Here is a 21,147-nt window from a genome sequence, read left to right as displayed (position 1 = left end):
ATTAGTTTATTGGTAATCGCAATTGATTATTGGCCATTTTTTATTTGGGTAATTGTTTCCTTCGGCAACGCTCAGGGGGGTTAATTGGCATGATCTGGATTTGAGTACTGCCAATTGCCAGCTGAAAACTTCCTGGTGTCTTCGTGCCTTTTTTAAAAAGATTGTTCATTAGTTACTGCGAAGTTATAGCGCTAAACTTCCGTCATCGGACGTCCGACTCAGGACTTGGGACTTCGGACTAAAGACTTTTTCAAAATCATTGTAACCTTTTCAAAAAACGGTCGTCTTATTTATAACTAAACAATGGGGAACCTTTCGTTCCGAGCTAAACTTTAAATAAGCAAGCACAAAGTAAAAAGCGCATGTAAAAGCGTTGTGGAATCTTTTTGCCCATTTTTTTAAGATAATAAAAACCTGAAAATGAAAATATTTTACACCATATCGTTAACATTAACACTGTTTTTAACTGCCACAGTAGGTTTTGCACAAACAAATCCCAAAGCCAACATCAGCGGGATAATTTTGGATGAGAATAAAAAACCTGCCGATTATGTTACAGTTGTACTCTTTAAAGCGGCTGATTCGAGCATTGTTAAAACAGCTTTTACTGATCCGAACGGAACCTTTGGCTTTAATGTGGCCTCCAAGGGAAGCTACTTTTATAAAGCCAGCAATATGGGTTATAAAACGCTGAAAAGTAAAATCATTGTTTTAACAGAAGATAACCAGAAAGTGGATTTTGGAACGGCACAGCTTGTTGCAACAGCCCAGAACCTAAAAGAAGTGAGTGTAGCGGTAACCAAACCGTTAATCGAAAGAAAAATGGATAAGATCGTAATGAACGTTTCTAACAGTGCAATCATGACCGGTTCTACTGCGCTGGAAGTTTTGCAAAAAGCGCCAGGTGTAACGGTAGATCAGAACGATAAAATTTCGATGATGGGTAAACAGGGTGTACTGATTCAGCTGGATGGAAAACAGACTTACATGAGCAGCGCCGATGTGGCCAATTTACTCCGTAATATGCAAAGTTCAGAAATCGAAAGTATTGAGCTGATCACCAATCCTTCTTCAAAATACGATGCTTCGGGTAATTCGGGAATCATCAACATTAAAACCAAGAAAAATAAAAACGGTGGTACAAACGGCAGTTTAACCGGAACAGCCGGATATGGAAAAAACTTTAGGGGCAATGCGGGTTTAAACCTTAATCATAGAACACAAAAACTGAATCTTTTTGGCAATTATAATTATGGCAGGAACGAGCGCGAAAACCGCATTGACATCGACCGGATTTCAAACGGAACACCGGACACCTATTTTATGCAGGTTGGCAGCAGTTTAAGAAAGCAACAGAACAATAACTTTAAAGCAGGTTTAGATTATTTTATCGATAAGAAAAATACCATTGGTGTATTGGTAAACGGTTACTTTAACCACGGTACAGAGGCCTCGGTAAATAATACGTTAATTGGTCCTTCTTTTCAGAAAACAGATTCCATACTGATTTCGAATACTTTGCAAACCAATAAATACAATAATCTTTCTTACAATTTAAACTATAAGTCGGTTTTAGATACCGCTGGATCGGAAATTTCTGCTGATGTAGATTATTCAAGGTACAACGGAAATGATGGGTCGAAGTATGATAACGATTACCTGTTTGCTAATGGCGACAGGATGCGACCTATTATGTACACCAGAAATAACACGCCATCTATTATAGATATTAAAGCATTTAAAGTTGATTACAATGTTTCGTTAACTAAAACCATTAAACTAGAGGCGGGGGTAAAAAGCAGCTGGGTTAAAACCAATAACGACCTTCAGGCCGAAGAATTTGTAAACAATAACTGGCAGAACGATGTACGCCGCAGCAACCAGTTTATTTATGATGAAAACGTAAATGCAGCTTATACCAATTTAAACAAACAGTTTAAAAATACGAGTGTACAGATTGGTTTAAGGATGGAACAAACCAACTCGAAAGGGAATTTGATCACCACCAATACCGTTGTGGAGCGGAGTTACTGGGATTTCTTTCCAACATTGTTTGTTCAGCAAACGCTTTCCAAAAACAACCAGTTGGGCTTTTCTTACAGCAGGAGGATCGATCGCCCGAGTTACGATGCCTTAAATCCTTTTGTGTATTACCTTGATCAATACACCTATAACAAAGGGAATCCTTTTCTGAACCCGCAATACACCAATAATTTCGAACTGAGTTACACTTTATTGCAAAAATATATGTTATCAGTTGGATACAGCAGGGTTAACGACGTTATTATGGAAGTGCTTTTGCCAGATACTGCTCAAAAAGCCCTGTACCAAACCAATGCAAACCTTGCTAAAAACATCAGCTATAACGCCAATTTGAATATCCCTGTTCAGGTGACTAAATGGTGGCAGATGAATAATAATTTAAATGTTTTTTACCTGAGTTTCCAGGCGCCGGATTTGTCGGGGAAAGAATTAAAAACAGGAAAAACATCTTTTCAGTTTAAAACGCAGCAAACCTTTATTATTATGAGCGGTTTCACGGCAGAACTGAATGGCAGTTATGAATCGCCGCTTGATTATGGCACTTTTGCGATCAGACCCCGCTACTCGATCGATGCTGGTTTAAGTAAAACGTTATTTAATAAAAAAGCAAGTTTAAAACTGGCTTTATCGGATGTGTTTAATACCTATAAAACCAATTTATCGAGTATATATTCTGGTTTAACCTACGAAGTGCGTCAGAAAAATGAAAGTCAGGTGGGCCGGATCAGTTTTACTTACCGCTTTGGCAAGAATGAGATTAAACCGGCTCGCCGAAGATCAACCGGAACTGAATCGGAACAGGGAAGGATGAAGAATTAGGAATAAAAAAGCCTCAGAATTGTTAAGATTTTGAGGCTTTTCGTTAAAAAAAAAGTCGTTATCTCGACTGAAACGCAGTGGAGCGCCCGCCTGCTACGGTCAGGGAGAGATCTATCCCAAGATAGATTTAGCTTCGCTGAGTACTTACGTGGTTCCCGACTTTGTTGCACTCCGCTTGAAATGACGGGAATTTAAGAGGTGTTAAAACCTGTACTCCATTACATAATCATCCATAAAGAAACCTCCGCCGATATCGATTTTCACCGATTCTTTAACGGTAAAACCTCCTTTTAGGTAGAAATCTTTGGCTTTATTATGTTTGTTTACATTTAATTGTAAAGCACTTCCACCGGCATCTTTTACCTGATTAAATACTTCATTAATTAAAATTTTACCCACGCCTTTACCGTGTGCTGATGGCAATACATAAAGTTTGTGCAGCTTGTAAATCCGCTCTTCATGCCCGGTGATGGAGTAACCTGCAAAGCCAAATTGATTTTCGCCTTCTTCGGCGATCAGGAAAATATGCCCTTCCATTAACTGCTTTAGCAGTTCGCCTCTGTTGTACATTTTATCCAGCATGTAATCAATCTGCGCCTGTCCGATAATATCTAAATAAGTTGAAGGCCAGGTAGCCGCTGCAATATCCCTGATGATTTCTAAATCTTCTTCTTTTGCTTTTCTAAGGGTAATCATATCGGTTCACTAATAAAAATAGGTTGTCCCGAAAAGGTGAATTCTACAAAACCATCGTTAACCACTTTAAAAATTTCGTCTTCATCCTGCATGAGGTTGGTTACCTCAAGGTATCGGTTGCCGTGGATCAAAAACTCGCTTCCTGCAGGTTTCCAAACCGAAAATCCCGATTTAATCGGATAATGTTTAGCCCTTTCGGTAAAAACAACCAGGTTGATTTTATCTTCAAAGCCTGCATATTTTTCTAAATCGAATTTGCGCGTAATCACATTTACTGCAGGATATTTTTCTTCGTACAGGTAATTAATGGCCACCATTAAAGCATCAACAGGCCCCTGAATTATTTTAGTGTCTTCCTGTACTTCCTGTCCGTTGCCATTTACTAAAACATCTACTTTTAAACCGAGAGAAAATATTTTATCATAATTTTCGCCATTAACCAATAAGGTTGGGCTCCATTCTAACAGCTGACCTAAAAGTTCTTCGTTAAAATTTCCAAGCTCTTCTATAAATAAAGCCGGCTCCTGTTTTTCTTTTACAATGTGATGTGAAGACATACTGCGAATATAGAAATTTCACATTAAGAAGCATACACGAAGAATCAGCTCCGGGTAAAATGATTAGCGGTTGTAAGGATATTCATTTACCCAATGAAAACCCCTGTTGATGAGCCTGAAATCTTTCAGGTCTTTCTTTTTAAAACTCACCGAAACAGAATCTTTATTTCTCAAGCCCGAAATAACAAGTTGATCTTTCCCGATAAGATTGTAGTTTAGCACATATTTCAGTGAATCTTTAGCGGTGGATTTTAATACCAGTTCTTTCTTTTTCTGGTTAAAAACCGTGGTGAAATTGACGATACTATCATTCATTTTTTTAACCTTAGCATAACCCTCATAGCTAATAATCATCTGTTTCCATCGGGTACTGTCGGTAGTTAATGGCGGTAACACTGCGCCTTTAAGTTTCATGTTTTCTACATTGTAAATACCGTACAAAAATGGTTTTGGAGCGGCGCTGCCATAAGTTTTTCTTTGCTGAAGTAATGAATATAGGAGTAAAATAACCGAAGCCGTAATGTACAGGTATTTTAAGCTATAAGCCGAAATATAAAGCCATCGTTTTTTAAAGGTTGGCCGGTACATTTGATCGAGCTGTTGACTTTCGTATTTAATAAAGAAACGGTATAATTTTAAAAAGTGGGGAGCTAAAATAAAAAGGCTCATTACTACAAGTGCTGTAGAGAGTAGTTTTACAGGAACATCGAAAAAATAATTCATCGACATTACATGAGCGGTTGCTGCGAGTGACAGGAATGCACCCACAATTACCGTTCTGCGGAATAATAGTAAAACCGCAGAAACTTCTACAATGCCCATAAAAAGATTATATCCTTTTGAAAAACCGAGGAAGGTCCAGGCCAGGCCCATTGGAGAGGCATCACCAAATGGCTGAAGCAACCTGTTTAGCGAAGGATCAGGAAACTGGAGCTTAATTACTTTTACCGCTCCATATAGTAATAAGGTTAAAGCCAGGTAAAACCTAACCAGCACCACCAGCCAATAATATGCAGCATTATAACTCTTGCGTTTGCGATCTAAAACCGACCAAATAATACAACCTATAACCGAAACAAAAAACATAACCAGCAACAATACCCAGTCATATGAGGTATCGCCACTTCCGTTGGTATGGATGCTAAAATCGTAAGTGTAGTGGATGATATGTTTGGAGAACCAGGGAATAAAATCGTGTAGAAGTAAGCCAGGCAACTGCAATACACCCGACAGCACCATGAAAGCGCCGTTATTGTTCAGGATAATAAAAAGTGATAACAGCAGAAAAAAGAACCTAAAGGATACTTTTTTATAAATATTCCATGGGAGGCTGGTTTGAAGCGCGTTTTCAGACATATTGGTTTGGGTTTATCCCAAAACTAAAAATTATCCAACGGTCATCAAACTATAAAATGTTAATTAACAGCACTTTCTTTAACTAAACTGTAAAAATCCTGATAAGCTTCTATAAAATCATCAGCAAAATTAACCGCTCCGGAAACGGCTATTCCGTAAACGCCGGTTTGCATTAGAGCTTCTACATTATAAATTTTAACGCCCCCTACCGCCAATACCGGAAGATCGATTCCTTTTTCTTTTAATTCCCTTATGACTTGCTGATAACCTTCGAGATCCAAAAGCGGGTAATCGTTAGGCTTGGTTTCAGTCACTGCATATGGACCAAACCCTGCATAATCTGCACCTTCGCTAGCCAGTCTGATTAAATTCTCAAGTGTATTTGCCGAACCGCCTAATGTAATATCATTGCCTACCAATTTACGCAAAACTGTAAAATCAGCATTCATATCTTCAATATGGAAACCCTGGATATCGGCCTTTCCATTTAAATGAACATGATTGGTAACGATTAATGTGGTACCCCAATCATCACAGATTTCTGCAATAGCATTAATATCCTGCAAAAGTTCTTCATCTGTTTTACTCAGGCAACGGTACTGGATCCATTTTGCTCCTGCCTCGCAGGCTAACTGTACCTGTTCAATATGGCTTAAGTGTGGAATATCGTGTGTGATGTACTGAAATTTTTCGATATACTTCATTGGATCAGGATTTTTAAGATTAAAAAAGATTTTTAAGATCAGGAGGGCAATATAACTAAAATCGCCATTGAGAGTTGATCTTCAAATGGCGATTTTTAGCTTTAGTTTTTATTTAGGCTTTAGTCTCTCAGCTTCGGCCTTTCTTAAAACTTAACGTTCAAACTCAGTAAAAAGTTGGTTCCGGCTTGCGGGTAGAAAAAGTTTTCGGTTATTCTGCTACCGCCCGATTGGTAACCATAAGTATAGCCGTTGCTTTCGTATTTTTTATCTAAAAGGTTATTCACCAATAAACCAAGGTTAATATTTTTAACGCCGGCAAATTTAAAATCGTAACCTAAACGTGCGTTATTTACCCAGTAACCATTAATGGTTCTGTCGTTGTTCTGCGTATTGTCTAAATATTGTTTGCTAACATATTTGCTTTGTAATGCGATAGCAAAACCACTGACAGGTTTATAAACCAGTTCGCCAAATAGCACCGTGTTTGGAGAAAATGAAATATCGGTAAGGTTGTAGTTGTTTACTACCTGTCCGCCGTTATCGTAATCATCATAATATTCGGTAAAGTTTTTGATTTTGTTGCGGCTAAATGCGGCGTTGGCGTTTACAATAAACTGTTTGCTAATGATATAAGAACCGTCTAATTCAATACCCATACGATAACTTTTATCTACATTCTGGCGGAAGTTACCACCCACATCATTTATTTTTCCGGTTACCACCAACTGGTTTTTATAGAACATGCCATAAGCATTAGCGCCAATATTAAACTGATCATTTTTAAAACGGTAACCCAATTCCACATCGTTCAGGTGCTCCGGTTTAGGAGTAACGCCTACCGTTGCATCGGTATAATCATCGCGGTTAGGCTCTTTATTGGCCACACTAAACGAAGCGTAAACATTGCTTTGCTGATTGATAAAATAAGCAGCGCCAAATTTAGGATTAAAGAAATTTAGGGTTTGGTTAATCGCCAGGGTATTCAATTTGTTTTCTGTTCCGGCAATATCATAATAAACACGGCGGTACTGTAAATCGGCAAATAAACTCAAAGCTTCAACCAGACTGTAGTTTACCTTACCATAAACGTTAAAATCGGTCTTGAAACCATCGTTATCGTAATAATGCCTGTCTATGTTTCCGTTTGATGCATATTGCGCCCAGATTACCTGGCCAAAATGTGCTCCCTTATATTCGTTGTAAGCACCACCCAAAGTAAAGTTTAAACTCTTTTCCGGCACATAGTTGAAAGCATAGGTAACCCCATAAAAATCGTTATCCAGCCAGCGGCGACGGATTAAATCGGTATTGGTAACCGGAGTTCCTCCTGGAATAACAACAGAGTTTAGACCGTAGTTTTTCAGTTCATCCTGCACCCGGTATTCTTCGTAATACCCTTGTCCCTGAGTATAATGTAATGCCCCGTTAAAAGAAAACTGATCAGAAAACTGTCTGGCATAAATTAACTGATAATGGTTTTGAGTATAATTATCCGTCTGGTTATTATAAAGGAAACTGTTGTATCTTCTGCCCGAGTTTAAAAGGTTTGCAGCATCTTCGGCACTTAATCCGTTTCTGTCGATATAGGCATTCATTCCGGCTACATCATTTTCTAAACGTGATTGCGGGATGCCGTTCCACGATTGGTAGGTTTTCTCATTGCCCGAAAAAACATTTACACGCAACAAATCTTTATTTCCATGGTAGGCACCAGATAAGAAGTACGATTTTAGCAACGATGATCCACGGTCAACATAACCATCAGAACTGATCCTCGATAAACGGCCATCAAAGCTAAAGCGGTTGTTAATCAAACCTGTTCCTACCTTTACTGTATTTTTCCAGGTATTAAAACTACCATAAGTGCTGTTTACCTCCGCATAAGGTTCCGTTTCGCTGGCGGTGGTTTGGATGTTTAAACTCGCGCCAAAGGCACCTGCACCATTGGTTGAGGTACCTACCCCGCGCTGGATCTGTACATTATCAACCGAAGAAGCAAAATCGGGCATATTTACATAAAATGTTCCCTGGCTTTCGCTATCGTTAATCGGAATACCGTTCACCGTTACATTGATCCTGCTGTTATCGCTCCCGCGGATCCGGATCCCCGTATAACCCACACCGGCACCGGCGTCAGAGTTAACCACTACGCCAGGGGTATTCTGCAGGATAAAAGGCAAATCCTGCCCGAAGTTATTCTGCTGGATTTCTTCCTTGCTGATATTCTTATAAGTAGTTGCCGATTTATCTGTAGCACGGGTTGCGCGAACAATTACCTCCTCAGTAAGGAAATTTTGTGGCGCGAGGCTAAAATCCAGGGTAGTGTTCTGCGTAAGTTCTACCGTTTTTTCTGTTGATTTATAACCTACATAACTTACTATTAGGGTATATTTTCCGTTAGAAAGGTTGGTGATGGAATAATTTCCGCCGGCATCGCTCATTACAGCTGTTTTCTGATTCCTCAATTTAACCGTGGCACCCGGAAGGGCTTGCTGATTATGATCGGTTATTTTGCCCGTAACCGAAAACTGTGCCGATGCAAAGAACGGTAGCATTGCAATAAGCGCTGCAAAAAGTAAATTTTTCAATGTTTTTGTTTTTAGTTAAACCCATCGGAAAAGGGGCTTCCCCGATTTCAGTTAAACTTCCATAACTCCAATCCCTACGCCGGCATTACCCGGATCAGGTGCATTCGAGGCTGATGGATGGAGGGTTTCAAGGCTGATGGTTTTACCCTCTACCTTTTTACCTTCTACCTTTTACCTCAAAATGGGTATGATCTCAGCCTGTTTTTGTGTTTATTTAAACAAGGCACCCCTAATGATGAGGCAAATGTAGAAAATATTTGGCAATTCAGATGGTTTTTAATGCGTTATAGGTTAACCGGGCAAAAATTGACAGTATTATTTAAAAAAGAGCGTTTTTTTATGTTTAGAAAATGATCGGTTCTGTGTACATGGCATTTTTAGTCCTGCTTTACGTTTCAAGTCCTCTCCCGATGAAAAATCGGGATCCGGGCTTTCCACTTCAATCAGGTTTAGGTGGCAGGGCCGGTAAAACCATTAACAGATGATCACCAGATGTTCACATCGAGCAATTTCATTTTTAGCCATAGATGCACACGGATAAACATGGATTTTTATATCTGTGTGCATCCTTTTTATCTGTGGTTAAATTATTTTACCTATGGTGCCCCATCAGTAAGGTTCGTGTTTCAGCACCATGGTAACAAACCGCTGTTAAATAAACCCGATAGCAGCGAACACGAATCCCGGTTCTTACCGATGAATCGGCACTAAATTAGCATCGGGATGAGTAAAGCGGATGGCGGGACTGCCGGCCGCCAAAAACTACTGACAATCGTTTCCAAAAATTAAAAAAACCTAATTGATTTTATTATCTCCCCAAAAACTCATCAATAGCCTTAATCGCATTCGTTACCCTTTCATCATCCAATCCGCCAATAACTTTGTAATTGGCATTAAGCACCTGCAGTTCTTTATGCCAAACCTGCATAAAATATTCACGTTTATCTGGGAAATCTCGTAGCGGATCATCCTGCCAGGGTAAATCGATGTCCATTAACAGGTATAAATCGTAAGGCCTTTTGGGCAAAGCATCCAGTACTATGTTTGGTGTTTCGCCCAGCACTTCATCACTCCATATTTTTACGGTAACAAAAGTGGTATCGCAGATGATAAAATCGCTTTCGGTAACGGCTAAAATGGCATCTTCGAGGGCTACTTGTCCGTAATACATGTTTTCTTCATCTTGCAGGGTATAATCCGTAACCAGGTTTTCGCAGTAATAACGGGCATATTCCGGCACCCACGAAACTTTGTAGCGTTTTGCCAGCCATTGAGATAGGGTAGATTTTCCCGTACTTTCCGGGCCAACAACAGCGATTTTTTTGATATTTTTATTCACGATAAAATTTTCTGAATACATCCAAATGTAAAGGAAAAAGCCTTAAAAGAAAAAATCCGGTTGAGGAGGGCTCCTCTAACCGGATAATAAACCAAACAAACTATTTATGAAGAAATCCTCATTGCGGGTAACTAATCCGCGGAGGAAGCTTTAGATCATTGTCTAAAGTATATACAAAACGCATATATGTTCTGCTTATTACAACATTATTGCCAATAATGGGATCTTCACAACTTCGTGACTTAATTCTGACGCGTGAAGCTGTTTTTTCGAAATTCTTTTAACACTAATTAACATTTGCGGTAATATTGTACATTTTGATTTTACAGTCGTGTATAATTTATAGTACAATATGCATTTGGGGTGTTCATTATTTAAAACTATTTGTACAAAATGGTGTTATTTATTTCGGACATCACACTAAAACGATATACCATGAAAAAATTATGTGTTGTATTATCATTGATTATTGTATTTGCCCTGGGTGCAATTGCATTTACCAATATTAAACAGGGCGGAATAATCGGAAAAATTAGCCCGGTTGATGCTGCATCATCTGTTACGCTTGTAGCTGCCACAGACACGCTTAGAGCCGAAGTAAATCAGGGAGTTTTTACTTTCACCAACCTTAAACAAGGTGTTTATAACGTGGTGATAAAAGCCAATGCACCATATAAAGATGCTGTGATAGAAAAGGTTGCCGTAAAAGATAGCGCCACTACAGATTTAGGCGAAATTAAATTGCAACAGTAGCGAATTTTACGAAAGAAAAATCTAAAAAGAGGGTTCAGTAAACCCTCTTTTTTATTTTAAAAAAATCAGCATAAAATCCCTCTAAAGGTGTATCTTTGCATCCCGACAGAACAGTTGGGATTTTTCTTCTTACAAGCACAAAATCTCGTTGCTTCCTGGGTTTAAAACACCCTGATACTTTAGAATTTTAATTATTGTTTAAGCTTTATCATGCCTAAAGACACTTCCATCCGCTCAGTACTGATTATAGGATCTGGACCAATTATCATTGGCCAAGCCTGTGAATTTGATTACTCGGGTTCGCAAGCGGCCCTTTCTTTAAAAGAAGAAGGGATTACCGTTTCCATTATCAACTCCAATCCGGCTACTATTATGACGGATAAGGTTATCGGTGACCATGTTTACCTGCGCCCGTTAACTGTTGATTCAATAGAGGTTATTTTACAAGAGCATATCGACTCTGCAGATTTACCTAGAATTGATGCGGTACTTCCTACAATGGGAGGTCAAACAGCCTTAAATCTTTGTAAAGAAGCTGAAGAACGTGGTGTTTGGGAAAAATACGGTGTTAAAGTAGTTGGTGTAGATGTTGCTGCAATCGAAAAAACAGAAAACCGTGAAGCTTTCCGCCAGTTAATGGTTGATATCGGTGTAGGTGTTGCTGAATCGAAAATTGCCAATTCATTTTTGGAAGGTAAAGAAGCCGCACAGGAAATCGGTTATCCATTGGTAATCCGCCCTTCGTACACTTTAGGTGGTTCTGGTGGTGGTTTCGTACATAAGAAAGAAGAATTTGATGCCGCTTTAAAACGTGGTTTAGAAGCTTCTCCAACACACGAAGTACTGGTAGAGAAAGCGGTTTTAGGCTGGAAAGAATATGAGCTGGAGTTATTAAGGGATAGTAATGATAACGTAATCATTATCTGTTCGATCGAAAATTTCGACCCGATGGGTATCCACACAGGAGATTCGATCACTGTTGCGCCTGCAATGACCTTATCAGATCGTTGTTACCAGGAAATGCGTAACCAGGCTATTAAAATGATGCGTGCAATCGGCAACTTTGCCGGTGGCTGTAACGTTCAGTTTTCGGTTAACCCGGTAAATGACGAAATTATCGCCATCGAAATTAACCCACGTGTATCGCGCTCATCAGCCTTGGCAAGTAAGGCAACCGGTTATCCGATTGCAAAAATCGCTGCAAAACTGGCTATCGGTTATAACCTGGATGAAATTGAAAACCAGATTACCAAAACCACTTCTGCCTATTTTGAGCCTACTTTAGATTATGTAATCGTAAAAGTACCTCGCTGGAACTTCGATAAATTTAAAGGCGCAAACAAAGAGCTTGGCTTGCAGATGAAATCTGTGGGTGAGGTAATGGCTATCGGCCGTACCTTTATCGAAGCGTTGCAAAAAGCTTGTCAGAGTTTAGAAATTAATCGCGCAGGTTTAGGTGCAGATGGCAGACAGGTGCGCAATATTGAAGAAATTATGGACGGTTTGGAGCATGCTTCATGGAACCGTTTGTTCTTAATAAAAGATGCCATGGTAATGGGCGTGCCTTTAGAGTCGATCCGTAAGGTTACCAAAATCGATAAATGGTTCTTAAACCAGATTCAGGAGCTTGTATTGCTTGAAACTGAATTAAAAAGATACTCTTTAAATAATATCCCTCAGGATTTCTTTGTAACGCTTAAACAAAAAGGTTTCTCTGATATTCAGATTGCCTGGTTGTTAGGAAACGTTACCGAAGATGAAGTGTACGATCGCCGTAAGGCTTTAGGCATCAACAGGGTATATAAAATGGTTGATACCTGTGCAGCAGAGTTCCCGGCTAAAACACCATACTACTACTCTACTTTTGAGGAGGAGAACGAATCTAAACCGTCCGACAGGAAGAAAGTAATTGTATTGGGTTCTGGTCCTAACCGTATTGGTCAGGGTATTGAGTTCGATTATTCTTGTGTACATGGTTTACTGGCTGCAAAAGAATCAGGTTTCGAAGCAATCATGATCAATTGTAACCCTGAAACGGTTTCTACAGATTTTAACATGGCCGATAAATTATACTTCGAGCCGGTTTTCTGGGAACATGTACGCGAAATTATTGAACTGGAGAAACCAGAAGGTGTAATTGTTCAGTTGGGTGGACAAACAGCCTTAAAAATGGCAGAGAAATTAACCGAAAAAGGAATCAAAATTATCGGTACCTCTTTCGAAAATATGGATATCGCGGAAGACCGTGGCCGTTTCTCTGACCTGTTAAAAGATCTTAATATTCCTTATCCAAAATATGGTGTTGCAGAAAATGCTGAAGAAGCAATTGTTGTAGCAAACGAGGTTGGTTATCCGGTGTTGGTTCGTCCGAGTTACGTATTGGGTGGACAAGGAATGAGTATCGTTATCAACGATGAAGACCTTGAAAAAGCAGTAGTAAAATTATTGGGCGATTTACCGGGCAACCGCGTACTGATTGACCACTTTTTAGATAGAGCAGAAGAAGCAGAGTCAGATTCGATTTCTGATGGTGATGATGTTCACATTGTAGGTATGATGGAGCACATTGAGCCTGCAGGTATCCACTCCGGAGATTCGTTCGCAGTATTACCAACCTTTAGCTTATCAGAAACGGTAACTAAAGCGATGGAAGAATACTCGATCAAAATTGCAAAGGCTTTAAATGTACGTGGATTATTGAACATCCAGTTTGCCATTAAAGATGAAAAGGTATATGTAATTGAAGCCAACCCAAGGGCATCGCGTACGGTTCCGTTCATTGCAAAAGCATACGATGTACCATATATTAATATCGCGGCTAAAATTATGCTGGGCGCAGCAAAACTGAAAGATTTCACAATTGTGCGCAAGCTTAAAGGTTATGCGATTAAAGAACCGGTTTTCTCTTACGAGAAATTCCCTGAAGTAGCGAAAGAATTAGGTCCTGAAATGAAATCAACAGGTGAAGCGATCCGTTTCATCAAAGATTTGGAAGATCCTTACTTCCGCAAGCTTTACAAAGATAAATCGATGTATTTGAGTAAGTAATCTGCTTACGAAGGTTTATAAATAGCAATGGCCAGTGATTTTTCACTGGCCATTTTTTGTTCGTTATCTCGACTGAAGCGCAGCGAAATGGGGAGATCTTTTAAACTGGCGGAAAAGATTTCTCCACTTCGGTTGAAATGACGATCGCGCTTAAACCTATCAGATTTTTAAAACCTGATAGGTTTACAATTTATTATTTCTTCAGCTTCGGTATTCTGGTTGGTGTATCCGTTCCGTTTACAATGGTTACAGCGCTTTTAGCAATGGCTTTTATCGTAGAAAGGATATTCTCTACATCTAAAGAGCTATACTCATCTTTCACGCTGTGGTATAATTTATCGATATCAATTTTATCGGTACTGATGGTGTGCGCCGGAACACCTAAAGCGGCTAAAGTAGCATTATCACTTCTGTAAAATAAGTTCTGATCCGGGTAAGGGTCTGGGTGGAAAGTAAATTCCGTTCCAGCTAAGTTTTTCTGTAAAATCTTGCCAAAATCCGATCTTTCATAGCCGGTAATAAATGCGGTGTTTTTTCCAAATTTCGAATCTTTACCAATCATTTCGATATTGAACATGGCTACAACATCATCAGGATTTAGTTTTTCTGAGAAATACCTTGCACCAAAACCACCAATTTCTTCTGCTGTAAAAGCAACAAAGATTAAAGTACGTTCGTTATTTTTTTGTGCTTTGTAATATTTTGCCAGGGCAATCATTGCGGTTGTGCCCGATGCATCATCATCGGCCCCGTTAGCAATACTATCGCCATCTACTGGTTTTAAAAAACCTAAATGATCGTAGTGACCAGAGAAAACTACGATTTCTTTTGCTTTAGATTTACCCGGTATAACGCCCGCAACATTGAATAAAGGCATTTTGGTAATCTTGTTTTTAAAAGTGGCTGAAAAATCTGTTGCAGCATCCTTACCTAAAACAAAAACCTGTACAGCACTGGTTGTTTTTTTAATATCTTCTTCATCAACAGTTGCCGGTTTGCTGAAATGATCCCTGTAACGGTTAAAGAGATCTGCAAATTTACTGTCGACCAAAACAATCTGACTCTTTTCTGCATTGAGCATAGCCCTGAACTGAGCTACAAAAGGCTTTTCGGGGTCTAACTTAACTACTGTGGCATTCGATTTATCAAGTGTAATATTTTCGGTGGTAGTGCCCGTAACCATTAAATTTTCCGGTGCAATTTCCTGTCCATCTATTTTAACAATGGTACTTTGGTTGGCTACCTGGTATTTGTTAAAAGTCTGGCGGAATGTTTTTTCTCCCGTTAGAGGCTGTAAACCGATTTTTTTAAATTCTGACTCAATAAATGTAGCTGCTTTATCAATGCCCGGGGTAAATGTCGCACGCCCCTGCATATCATCTGCACTTAAAGTTTTAATCAGGTGATCGGTGTACTCACGCGTGATGATTTTATCAATATTTTGCGCCCTAAGCTGCAAACTTGCCATTCCGACAAGGGTAAAGAGGAATATTTTCTTCATATAATAAGTATAGAGGTGTGAATTTAGGGAAAATTAAGGTTTTTGACTGATAGTTGTGTGATTTTTTAGTTGATGGCCTGATAGTTCGTAGCCTTATTGGTTTATAGTTGATGGTTTTTTTGTTCATAGTTCTATTTTACTTTGCAACCTTGAAACCTTTCAACATTACAATTTACCCTTATCTATTAAACCATTCGCCCCCTCATCCCTCTCACATTATCCATCTTCCATCTACTCCCCATCCCAATCGTATTTCTCCAGGTCGCGGTAGGCTTTTCCTTTAATAATTTCTTTCTTTTTGGTTGATTCGGAATCTACCCTGGTTTCATGGATATTATCGGCTACTTCGAAATGGAAATCCTTATCCTTTTTAGAATGATAAATCGCTACCTCATCACCATCTGATATGGCATAATCATAAGGTCCGCGGGCGCTCATGAGTTTTACAAAAACCGGCAAACATTCGAAGAAAATAAACAGCAGTCCGATAAAAGTAACTGCAATGGCCGTATTGTTATCGCTGGTGCCATCTACATTAAATTTAAGCTGACCTAAAGCCCAGTTGCGGTCGGCAAAACCTGCAATATCCGATAAACTGTCTAATTGCTTTTTGGTGTACAATTTCTCGGTAAACAAACCATCAAATGCTTTGCGTTTATCTACAAAACTTTCTGATTTACTGATGGCAGCTTTTAACGAATCGAGCTCTGTGGTTCGCTGTGCAATTTCTGCTTCCTTACGTTTGGCATAAGGACCATAGCCCATCACCCCCGATGTTTCAGTGGTTTTATTCCCGAAAATCTCGAAATTAAGCTTTTGTCTGTCCGCTTTGATGCCTTTTTCAAGTGAATCCCTGGTGGCTTTCTGCTGATTTAACCTGCCAAATTCTACCTGGTATTTTTTCTCGAATGCTTTGTTCAAAGTATCAATTTTGGCCCGCTGACCATTAAGGTAACTTACTTTTAAGCGTTCTTTAATCTCTTTATCAAAAATTTTAAGCTCAATTGGGCGCGATATCACCATACCGATCATAATGGCCAGCAAAATACGAGGCGTAGCCTGGAGCAGTTGTTTGTTGGTACTTGCACTTTTATTGATGCTCGATACAATGTAACGGTCCATGTTAAAAATGGCCGCTCCCCACAAAAAGCCAAAAATAATGGCGAAAATTACGGCCAGATCGGTGCCCTTAAATACAAAATACATGGCATACCCGCCAGATAGTGCTGCAAACAAGCCCGTAAAAAAGATGGTGGCACCAATGCCGGTATATTTATTTTGTTCCGAAGGGTATTTCTCGAGCGTTGGGATGTGGGCGCCAGAGCAAAACCAGAAGAAACGGTTCAGTTTGTCCATTTATAACTATTTATATTTAAACGCCTAAGGGTTTCAGTTGTTACAGTTTTAAGCAAAATTTTATGGCATTTTTTTGATGGGGAGTGTAAAGCTGATTTTCCTATATTTGCATAAATACATTTAATAAAATGAAAGAAATATCGGTACAAGAACTAAAAGAGAAAATCGATAACAAAGAAGATTTTCAACTAATTGATGTTCGTGAAACATTCGAATATGAGGTTTCCAATCTTGATGGTGAGAATATCCCTTTGGGCGGAATTTTAATTGAAGCGGATAAGGTTGCTAAAGATAAACCGGTAATTATTCAGTGCCGTAGCGGAAAAAGAAGTGCAGCAGCAGTAATGCAGTTAGAGCAACAGTATGGGTACGACAATCTTTATAACCTAAAAGGTGGTATTTTAGCCTGGCAAGAAGCTTTTGACCCGAATATGCAAGTATATTAAAATAATTATTGAATTTTGAATGATAGAATGAAGGAATGATAGGTTGAGTGAATGTTTAATCAGTCTATCATTCCAAATTTAGCATTCACTCGTTCAATTCCTCTCGCATTCAATCATTCTGTCATTCAATCCTTCTATTGTGGGTAAAAAATTTGCTTTAAATATCTTTTATAACCTCGCCATTATCCTTTCCATTTTTGGATTGGTTTGGTGTTATAATAACCATAAATACCTGCCTGCAGCGTTTTTGGTTGGTGTGGTTTGCTGCTTGTTTTATTTCAAGTATCAGTTAACAAAAGAGATCCGTAAGTCTTTTAAAGAAAAAGATCCGAAGTAGTACCTTCCAGTCCTAAACCGGGTAAATTTTTCAAAATATATTTTCCGTTTTCAAAAGCGGGATCGGTAAATGGGTTGTTTTTGGTGAGCCATGGTCCGTCTAAATCGGCCCAGTTGCATAATGGTGCTAAAGCGGCTGCGGCTAAAGTGGCACAACTGGTTTCGCTCATGCAACCTATCAGCACTTTCATACCGAAAGACCGGGCTTTTAAAATCATTTGGTGACCTTCGTACATGCCACAGCTTTTCATTAGTTTTACGTTAATGCCATGATAAGCCCCTTTCAGTTTATCCATATCGGCTAAACGCTGCACCGCTTCATCAGCCAATAATGGAATCGGGCTACGTTCGGTTAACCAGGCATTTCCATCGAGGTTATTTTTATCCATCGGTTGTTCAATTAACACCACACCCTGATTATGGAGCCAATAAATTAAGTCGATTGCTTTTATTTTATCTGCCCAACCCTGGTTTGCATCTACATAAAGCGGTACGCTGGTCATGCTGCGTATGGTTTCGATAATTTCCTGGTCATTATCCCTGCCCAGCTTTACTTTGATCACTTTAAATGCTTCGGCATCTTTCAGTTTTTCGCGGATTACTTCTGGTGTATCAATCCCGATGGTGTAAGAAGTTACGGGCATTTTTGCCGGGTCGGCCCCATAAATTTCGTAACAGGGCTTGTTTAATAGTTTACCCTGAATATCATTAAGCGCAATATCGATAGCCGCTTTTATTGCAGGTTGGCCAGGCGCAAGGCTATCTAAATAAGCAATAATTTCTTCAAAATTGAACGGATATTGAATTTTATCCCAATCTACCAGTTTAAGAAAATTACCTGCACTTTCGTAGCTTTCGCCCATATATGGCACCATAGAGGCCTCGCCATACCCCACAACGCCTTCGTGTTCGATCTTTAATAACATTAAAGGGGTACTGGTACGGGTAAATTTCGAAATCGAAAAAGGATGTTTTAACTCTAACTCAAATTGCTTGCAACTAATTTTCATTATCAATCGTCTTCTAAATAAATGAGGTAATTGTCGTCTTACAAATTATCTTTGTTTATTAACGCAAATATTCCTGCCATGAAAAACATTTCAAGATTACGGTATTTTATTTATTTATCCTTAATAATTATTGGAGGATGTACCACAGGGAAAAAAGCCTTGCAAAAAGGTGATTATGATGCTTCGGTTGAAAAATCGGTAAGCAGGTTGCAAAACTCGCCAAAAAACAGTGAAGCAATGGAAGTGCTGAAAACGGCCTACGGATTGGCTTTGCAGGATCATTTGCGGAAAATTGACGAAGCCAAAATGTCGAACGATTTGTTCAGGTGGGAATCGGTGATGTACGATTATCAAAAAATAAATCAGCTGGCCGATGATATCAATAGCTGCCCTGCCTGTTTGGCCATTGTTCCAAATCCTTCAAAGTACATTACCGAACTGGCTGATAGTAAATATAATGCTGCCGGTGCGAGGTATGGTTCGGGTTTGGGCTATTTAAGGGAAAATAACCGTCAGGCCGCAAAAAAAGCGTATTACGAGTTTGAGAAAACAATAAACCTTCAGCCCGATTATAAAGATGCCAAAGCAAAAATGGAAGATGCTTACTGGGCCGCAGTAACCAGGGTTGTAGTGCAGCCGATTATAGTAAACAGCAGCATGTACAAGTTAAGTGCTGATTATTTTCAGCAGCAGATTGATCAGTATATTGCAAAATACTCGAAGAATAAGTTTGTGATTTTTTACGGGGAAGAACAGGCTACCAATCAAAAAATTGTTCCCGATCAGGTATTGAGTTTAAATTTTGATGATTTTGTAGTGGGCCAGACTTATGTAAAAGAAAGGGTTGAAAAACTAAAACGCGATAGTGTGGTGATTGGCGAAACCCGCGATAAAAAACCGGTTTACGGAACGGTAAAAGCCACTTTAAGCATTTTTGAAAAGAACATTTCCTCTTCAGGTTTATTGGATATGAGCATTACTGACTGGAAAACAAGAAAACTGGTGCACCAGCAGAAATTTCCTGGCACTTATGTTTGGAGAGATAGCTGGGCCAGTTATAAAGGCGATGACAGGGCTTTAAGCAACCAGCAATTAGCCATCACCAGAAGGAAAGAACAATTGCCGCCGCCACCAAGTGCGCTGTTTTTAGAGTTTACCAAGCCTATTTATAACCAGTTGGTAGAGGATATAGGATATTATTATAATAATTACTAGACTTCACCCACCTCACCCTGTTAAAGGAAGGGGTTTCACTTACTGCAGTAACCTCCCTCTCCTGCAGGAGAGGGAAACGGTGGACACTGCTATACTACTGCCACTCACAGGGTGAGGTTGTAATCCCTGCGTTAAAATAAAACATCGTTGCTTAGCCCTTAAAATATAATGGCTAATATTGCAGTGATGAATACCGGCTTATACAATCCTTTCCAGAATTTCGATTTTTTATATAAAACCTGCTTTTTAAGTGGTAAAACTTTCAATTCTCCTGTTATTCAGGTGCCTTTGCTACCAAAATGGCTGTTGAAACAGGCAGGCTTAACCGGCGAAGAGCAGATCCAGTTTTTGGATGAAAGCATCCGTTCGTACAACACCCTGGTGATTCCGGTAAACAGTGAGGTAAATGAGCAGTTTTTAAATCCGCTGGAAGCTAAGATCGAAGCGGCTTTTGCAAAAGGTTACGATGCGGTTGCTGCGTTGCCGGAGCTGGATCTTTTTAACTGGATTGGCAAGTTTTTATATGGTTTTGTGTACATCGAAATGCATTCGGCTTTGCGCAAAGAAATGACCGCTGATGGTTTGAATATGTCGCAATCGCTGATGATGAAATTTGCCAACCTGAATTTCATGATGCAAAACCTTTACACAAGCCTGGAGTTTGAGGATTTTTCGCCATGGTCTATCACCGTTGTAAAATTAGAGAATGAGGAAACGCCATTCAGCTTCCGCGATGAAATTAATACGCTCACTTTCTCTTTAAAAATGAAAGATTTTGGCATTATTGCCTGCCTGCAGGATAACGGCACCAATAAACGCTATCATCAGGACATTATTAACGAAGTAAAAGGTAAAGCTTTAACGGCTGAACAATTTGAAGAACTGAGTGCCCGTTTTTATTATTCTGCCTATCTTTTTAACCGCCTGCCCGAATATACTTTTATGCCTGTTGAAGGCACTACTTATATTGAAGCGATGCCTTTACGCGGCAACATGACCAAACCGCTTTTTGATGTCTGGCAAAATAAAATATATGCACAGGTACTGGAAAATTTCTGGAAACCATGGGGCTATGTGGTATTCGAGATTATTAAAAACCCTGAGGAGCCGATGAGTTTCTTTGAGAAACCTTATTTGCCAACTGCAGGTTAGGTTTTATCTAGGCGCGATCGTCATTTCGAGCGGAGTGCAACGCAGCCGAGAAATCTGTGTTGATAGATCTCTCCCTGCCCGTAGCAGGCGGGCATTTCGCTATGCTTCAGTCGTATTCTAGGTTTACCACAATTGCAAATTTATTTTAAGAAAAACTCCAAATAAAGAGTTTTTCTTATCTTTTATGACGCTCTCCTATAATTCTCGACATACATTTCTCCTCTTTTG

At 39.4% G+C, this 21,147-nt stretch carries 16 protein-coding genes; 7 read left to right on the top strand and 9 right to left on the bottom strand.

All coding sequences use genetic code 11. From position 1 onward, the window contains the following. Window positions 1-420 precede the first annotated feature (420 nt). Window positions 421-2,862, top strand: a complete 2,442-nt coding sequence (locus ACTJKC_RS09645; RefSeq protein WP_440791445.1) for an outer membrane beta-barrel protein — start codon at window positions 421-423, stop codon at window positions 2,860-2,862. 201 nt (window positions 2,863-3,063) lie between these two features. Here the strand turns inward: ACTJKC_RS09645 and ACTJKC_RS09640 are convergent, their stop codons facing one another. The 6 genes from ACTJKC_RS09640 to ACTJKC_RS09615 all read right to left on the bottom strand — a co-directional run bounded on the left by ACTJKC_RS09640 (window position 3,064) and on the right by ACTJKC_RS09615 (window position 10,102). After that, a complete protein-coding gene (locus tag ACTJKC_RS09640; RefSeq protein WP_440791443.1) occupies window positions 3,064-3,558 on the bottom strand; it encodes an N-acetyltransferase family protein in 495 nt (164 codons plus the stop codon). Then, window positions 3,555-4,115 (bottom strand): thiamine pyrophosphokinase, encoded by a 561-nt coding sequence (locus ACTJKC_RS09635; RefSeq protein WP_344851608.1) that lies wholly within the window; start codon window positions 4,113-4,115, stop codon window positions 3,555-3,557. Before ACTJKC_RS09635 ends, ACTJKC_RS09640 begins: the two co-directional genes overlap by 4 nt. 63 nt (window positions 4,116-4,178) lie before the next feature. Next, window positions 4,179-5,471, bottom strand: coding sequence for a hypothetical protein (locus ACTJKC_RS09630; protein ID WP_440791441.1), 1,293 nt, complete (start codon window positions 5,469-5,471; stop codon window positions 4,179-4,181). Between the two features lie 59 nt (window positions 5,472-5,530). Beyond that, window positions 5,531-6,175 (bottom strand): thiamine phosphate synthase, encoded by a 645-nt coding sequence (locus ACTJKC_RS09625; RefSeq protein WP_440791439.1) that lies wholly within the window; start codon window positions 6,173-6,175, stop codon window positions 5,531-5,533. A 143-nt stretch (window positions 6,176-6,318) separates the two neighbouring features. Further along, window positions 6,319-8,763: a TonB-dependent receptor gene (locus tag ACTJKC_RS09620; RefSeq protein WP_440791437.1), complete on the bottom strand. Its 2,445-nt coding sequence runs from the start codon at window positions 8,761-8,763 to the stop codon at window positions 6,319-6,321. 808 nt (window positions 8,764-9,571) lie between these two features. Further along, on the bottom strand, window positions 9,572-10,102 hold the full coding sequence (locus ACTJKC_RS09615) for an AAA family ATPase (protein ID WP_440791435.1): 531 nt from the start codon (window positions 10,100-10,102) through the stop codon (window positions 9,572-9,574). Between the two features lie 435 nt (window positions 10,103-10,537). On the opposite strand from ACTJKC_RS09615, the gene ACTJKC_RS09610 reads away from it, so the two are divergent. Then, entirely contained in the window at window positions 10,538-10,855 is a 318-nt protein-coding gene (locus tag ACTJKC_RS09610) for a carboxypeptidase regulatory-like domain-containing protein (protein WP_344851613.1), read from the top strand. 210 nt (window positions 10,856-11,065) lie between these two features. After that, window positions 11,066-13,903 (top strand): carbamoyl-phosphate synthase large subunit, encoded by a 2,838-nt coding sequence (carB, locus tag ACTJKC_RS09605; RefSeq protein WP_344851614.1) that lies wholly within the window; start codon window positions 11,066-11,068, stop codon window positions 13,901-13,903. Window positions 13,904-14,096: 193 nt separating this feature from the next. Here the strand turns inward: carB and ACTJKC_RS09600 are convergent, their stop codons facing one another. Both ACTJKC_RS09600 and ACTJKC_RS09595 read right to left on the bottom strand, forming a co-directional pair. After that, window positions 14,097-15,404: a M20/M25/M40 family metallo-hydrolase gene (locus ACTJKC_RS09600; RefSeq protein WP_440791433.1), complete on the bottom strand. Its 1,308-nt coding sequence runs from the start codon at window positions 15,402-15,404 to the stop codon at window positions 14,097-14,099. Between the two features lie 231 nt (window positions 15,405-15,635). Next, window positions 15,636-16,760 carry a DUF4407 domain-containing protein gene (locus ACTJKC_RS09595; RefSeq protein WP_344851616.1) on the bottom strand — a complete coding sequence of 375 codons (1,125 nt, stop codon included), beginning with the start codon at window positions 16,758-16,760 and terminating at the stop codon, window positions 15,636-15,638. Window positions 16,761-16,888: 128 nt separating this feature from the next. Between ACTJKC_RS09595 and ACTJKC_RS09590 the strand changes: the two genes are divergently transcribed. After that, on the top strand, window positions 16,889-17,206 hold the full coding sequence (locus ACTJKC_RS09590) for a rhodanese-like domain-containing protein (protein ID WP_344851617.1): 318 nt from the start codon (window positions 16,889-16,891) through the stop codon (window positions 17,204-17,206). Between the two features lie 139 nt (window positions 17,207-17,345). Continuing rightward, entirely contained in the window at window positions 17,346-17,543 is a 198-nt protein-coding gene (locus ACTJKC_RS09585; RefSeq protein WP_440791430.1) for a DUF6358 family protein, read from the top strand. On the opposite strand, the gene ACTJKC_RS09580 is transcribed toward ACTJKC_RS09585, so the two are convergent. Beyond that, window positions 17,521-18,552 carry a dipeptide epimerase gene (locus ACTJKC_RS09580; RefSeq protein WP_440791428.1) on the bottom strand — a complete coding sequence of 344 codons (1,032 nt, stop codon included), beginning with the start codon at window positions 18,550-18,552 and terminating at the stop codon, window positions 17,521-17,523. The genes ACTJKC_RS09585 and ACTJKC_RS09580 overlap by 23 nt on opposite strands. 78 nt (window positions 18,553-18,630) lie before the next feature. Between ACTJKC_RS09580 and ACTJKC_RS09575 the strand changes: the two genes are divergently transcribed. Both ACTJKC_RS09575 and ACTJKC_RS09570 read left to right on the top strand, forming a co-directional pair. Next, a complete protein-coding gene (locus ACTJKC_RS09575) occupies window positions 18,631-19,767 on the top strand; it encodes a hypothetical protein (RefSeq protein WP_440791426.1) in 1,137 nt (378 codons plus the stop codon). Between the two features lie 168 nt (window positions 19,768-19,935). Then, the gene (locus ACTJKC_RS09570) at window positions 19,936-20,919 is read left to right on the top strand and encodes a hypothetical protein (protein ID WP_440791424.1); all 984 of its coding nucleotides are present in this window, start codon (window positions 19,936-19,938) and stop codon (window positions 20,917-20,919) included. Window positions 20,920-21,147 lie beyond the last annotated feature (228 nt).

The organism is Pedobacter sp. 22226 (assembly GCF_052045455.1).
Taxonomy (GTDB): Bacteria; Bacteroidota; Bacteroidia; order Sphingobacteriales; family Sphingobacteriaceae; genus Pedobacter; species Pedobacter jeongneungensis.
The sequence above is the reverse complement of the archived record's forward strand: the minus strand, read 5'-3'. Positions and strand labels throughout refer to the sequence as shown.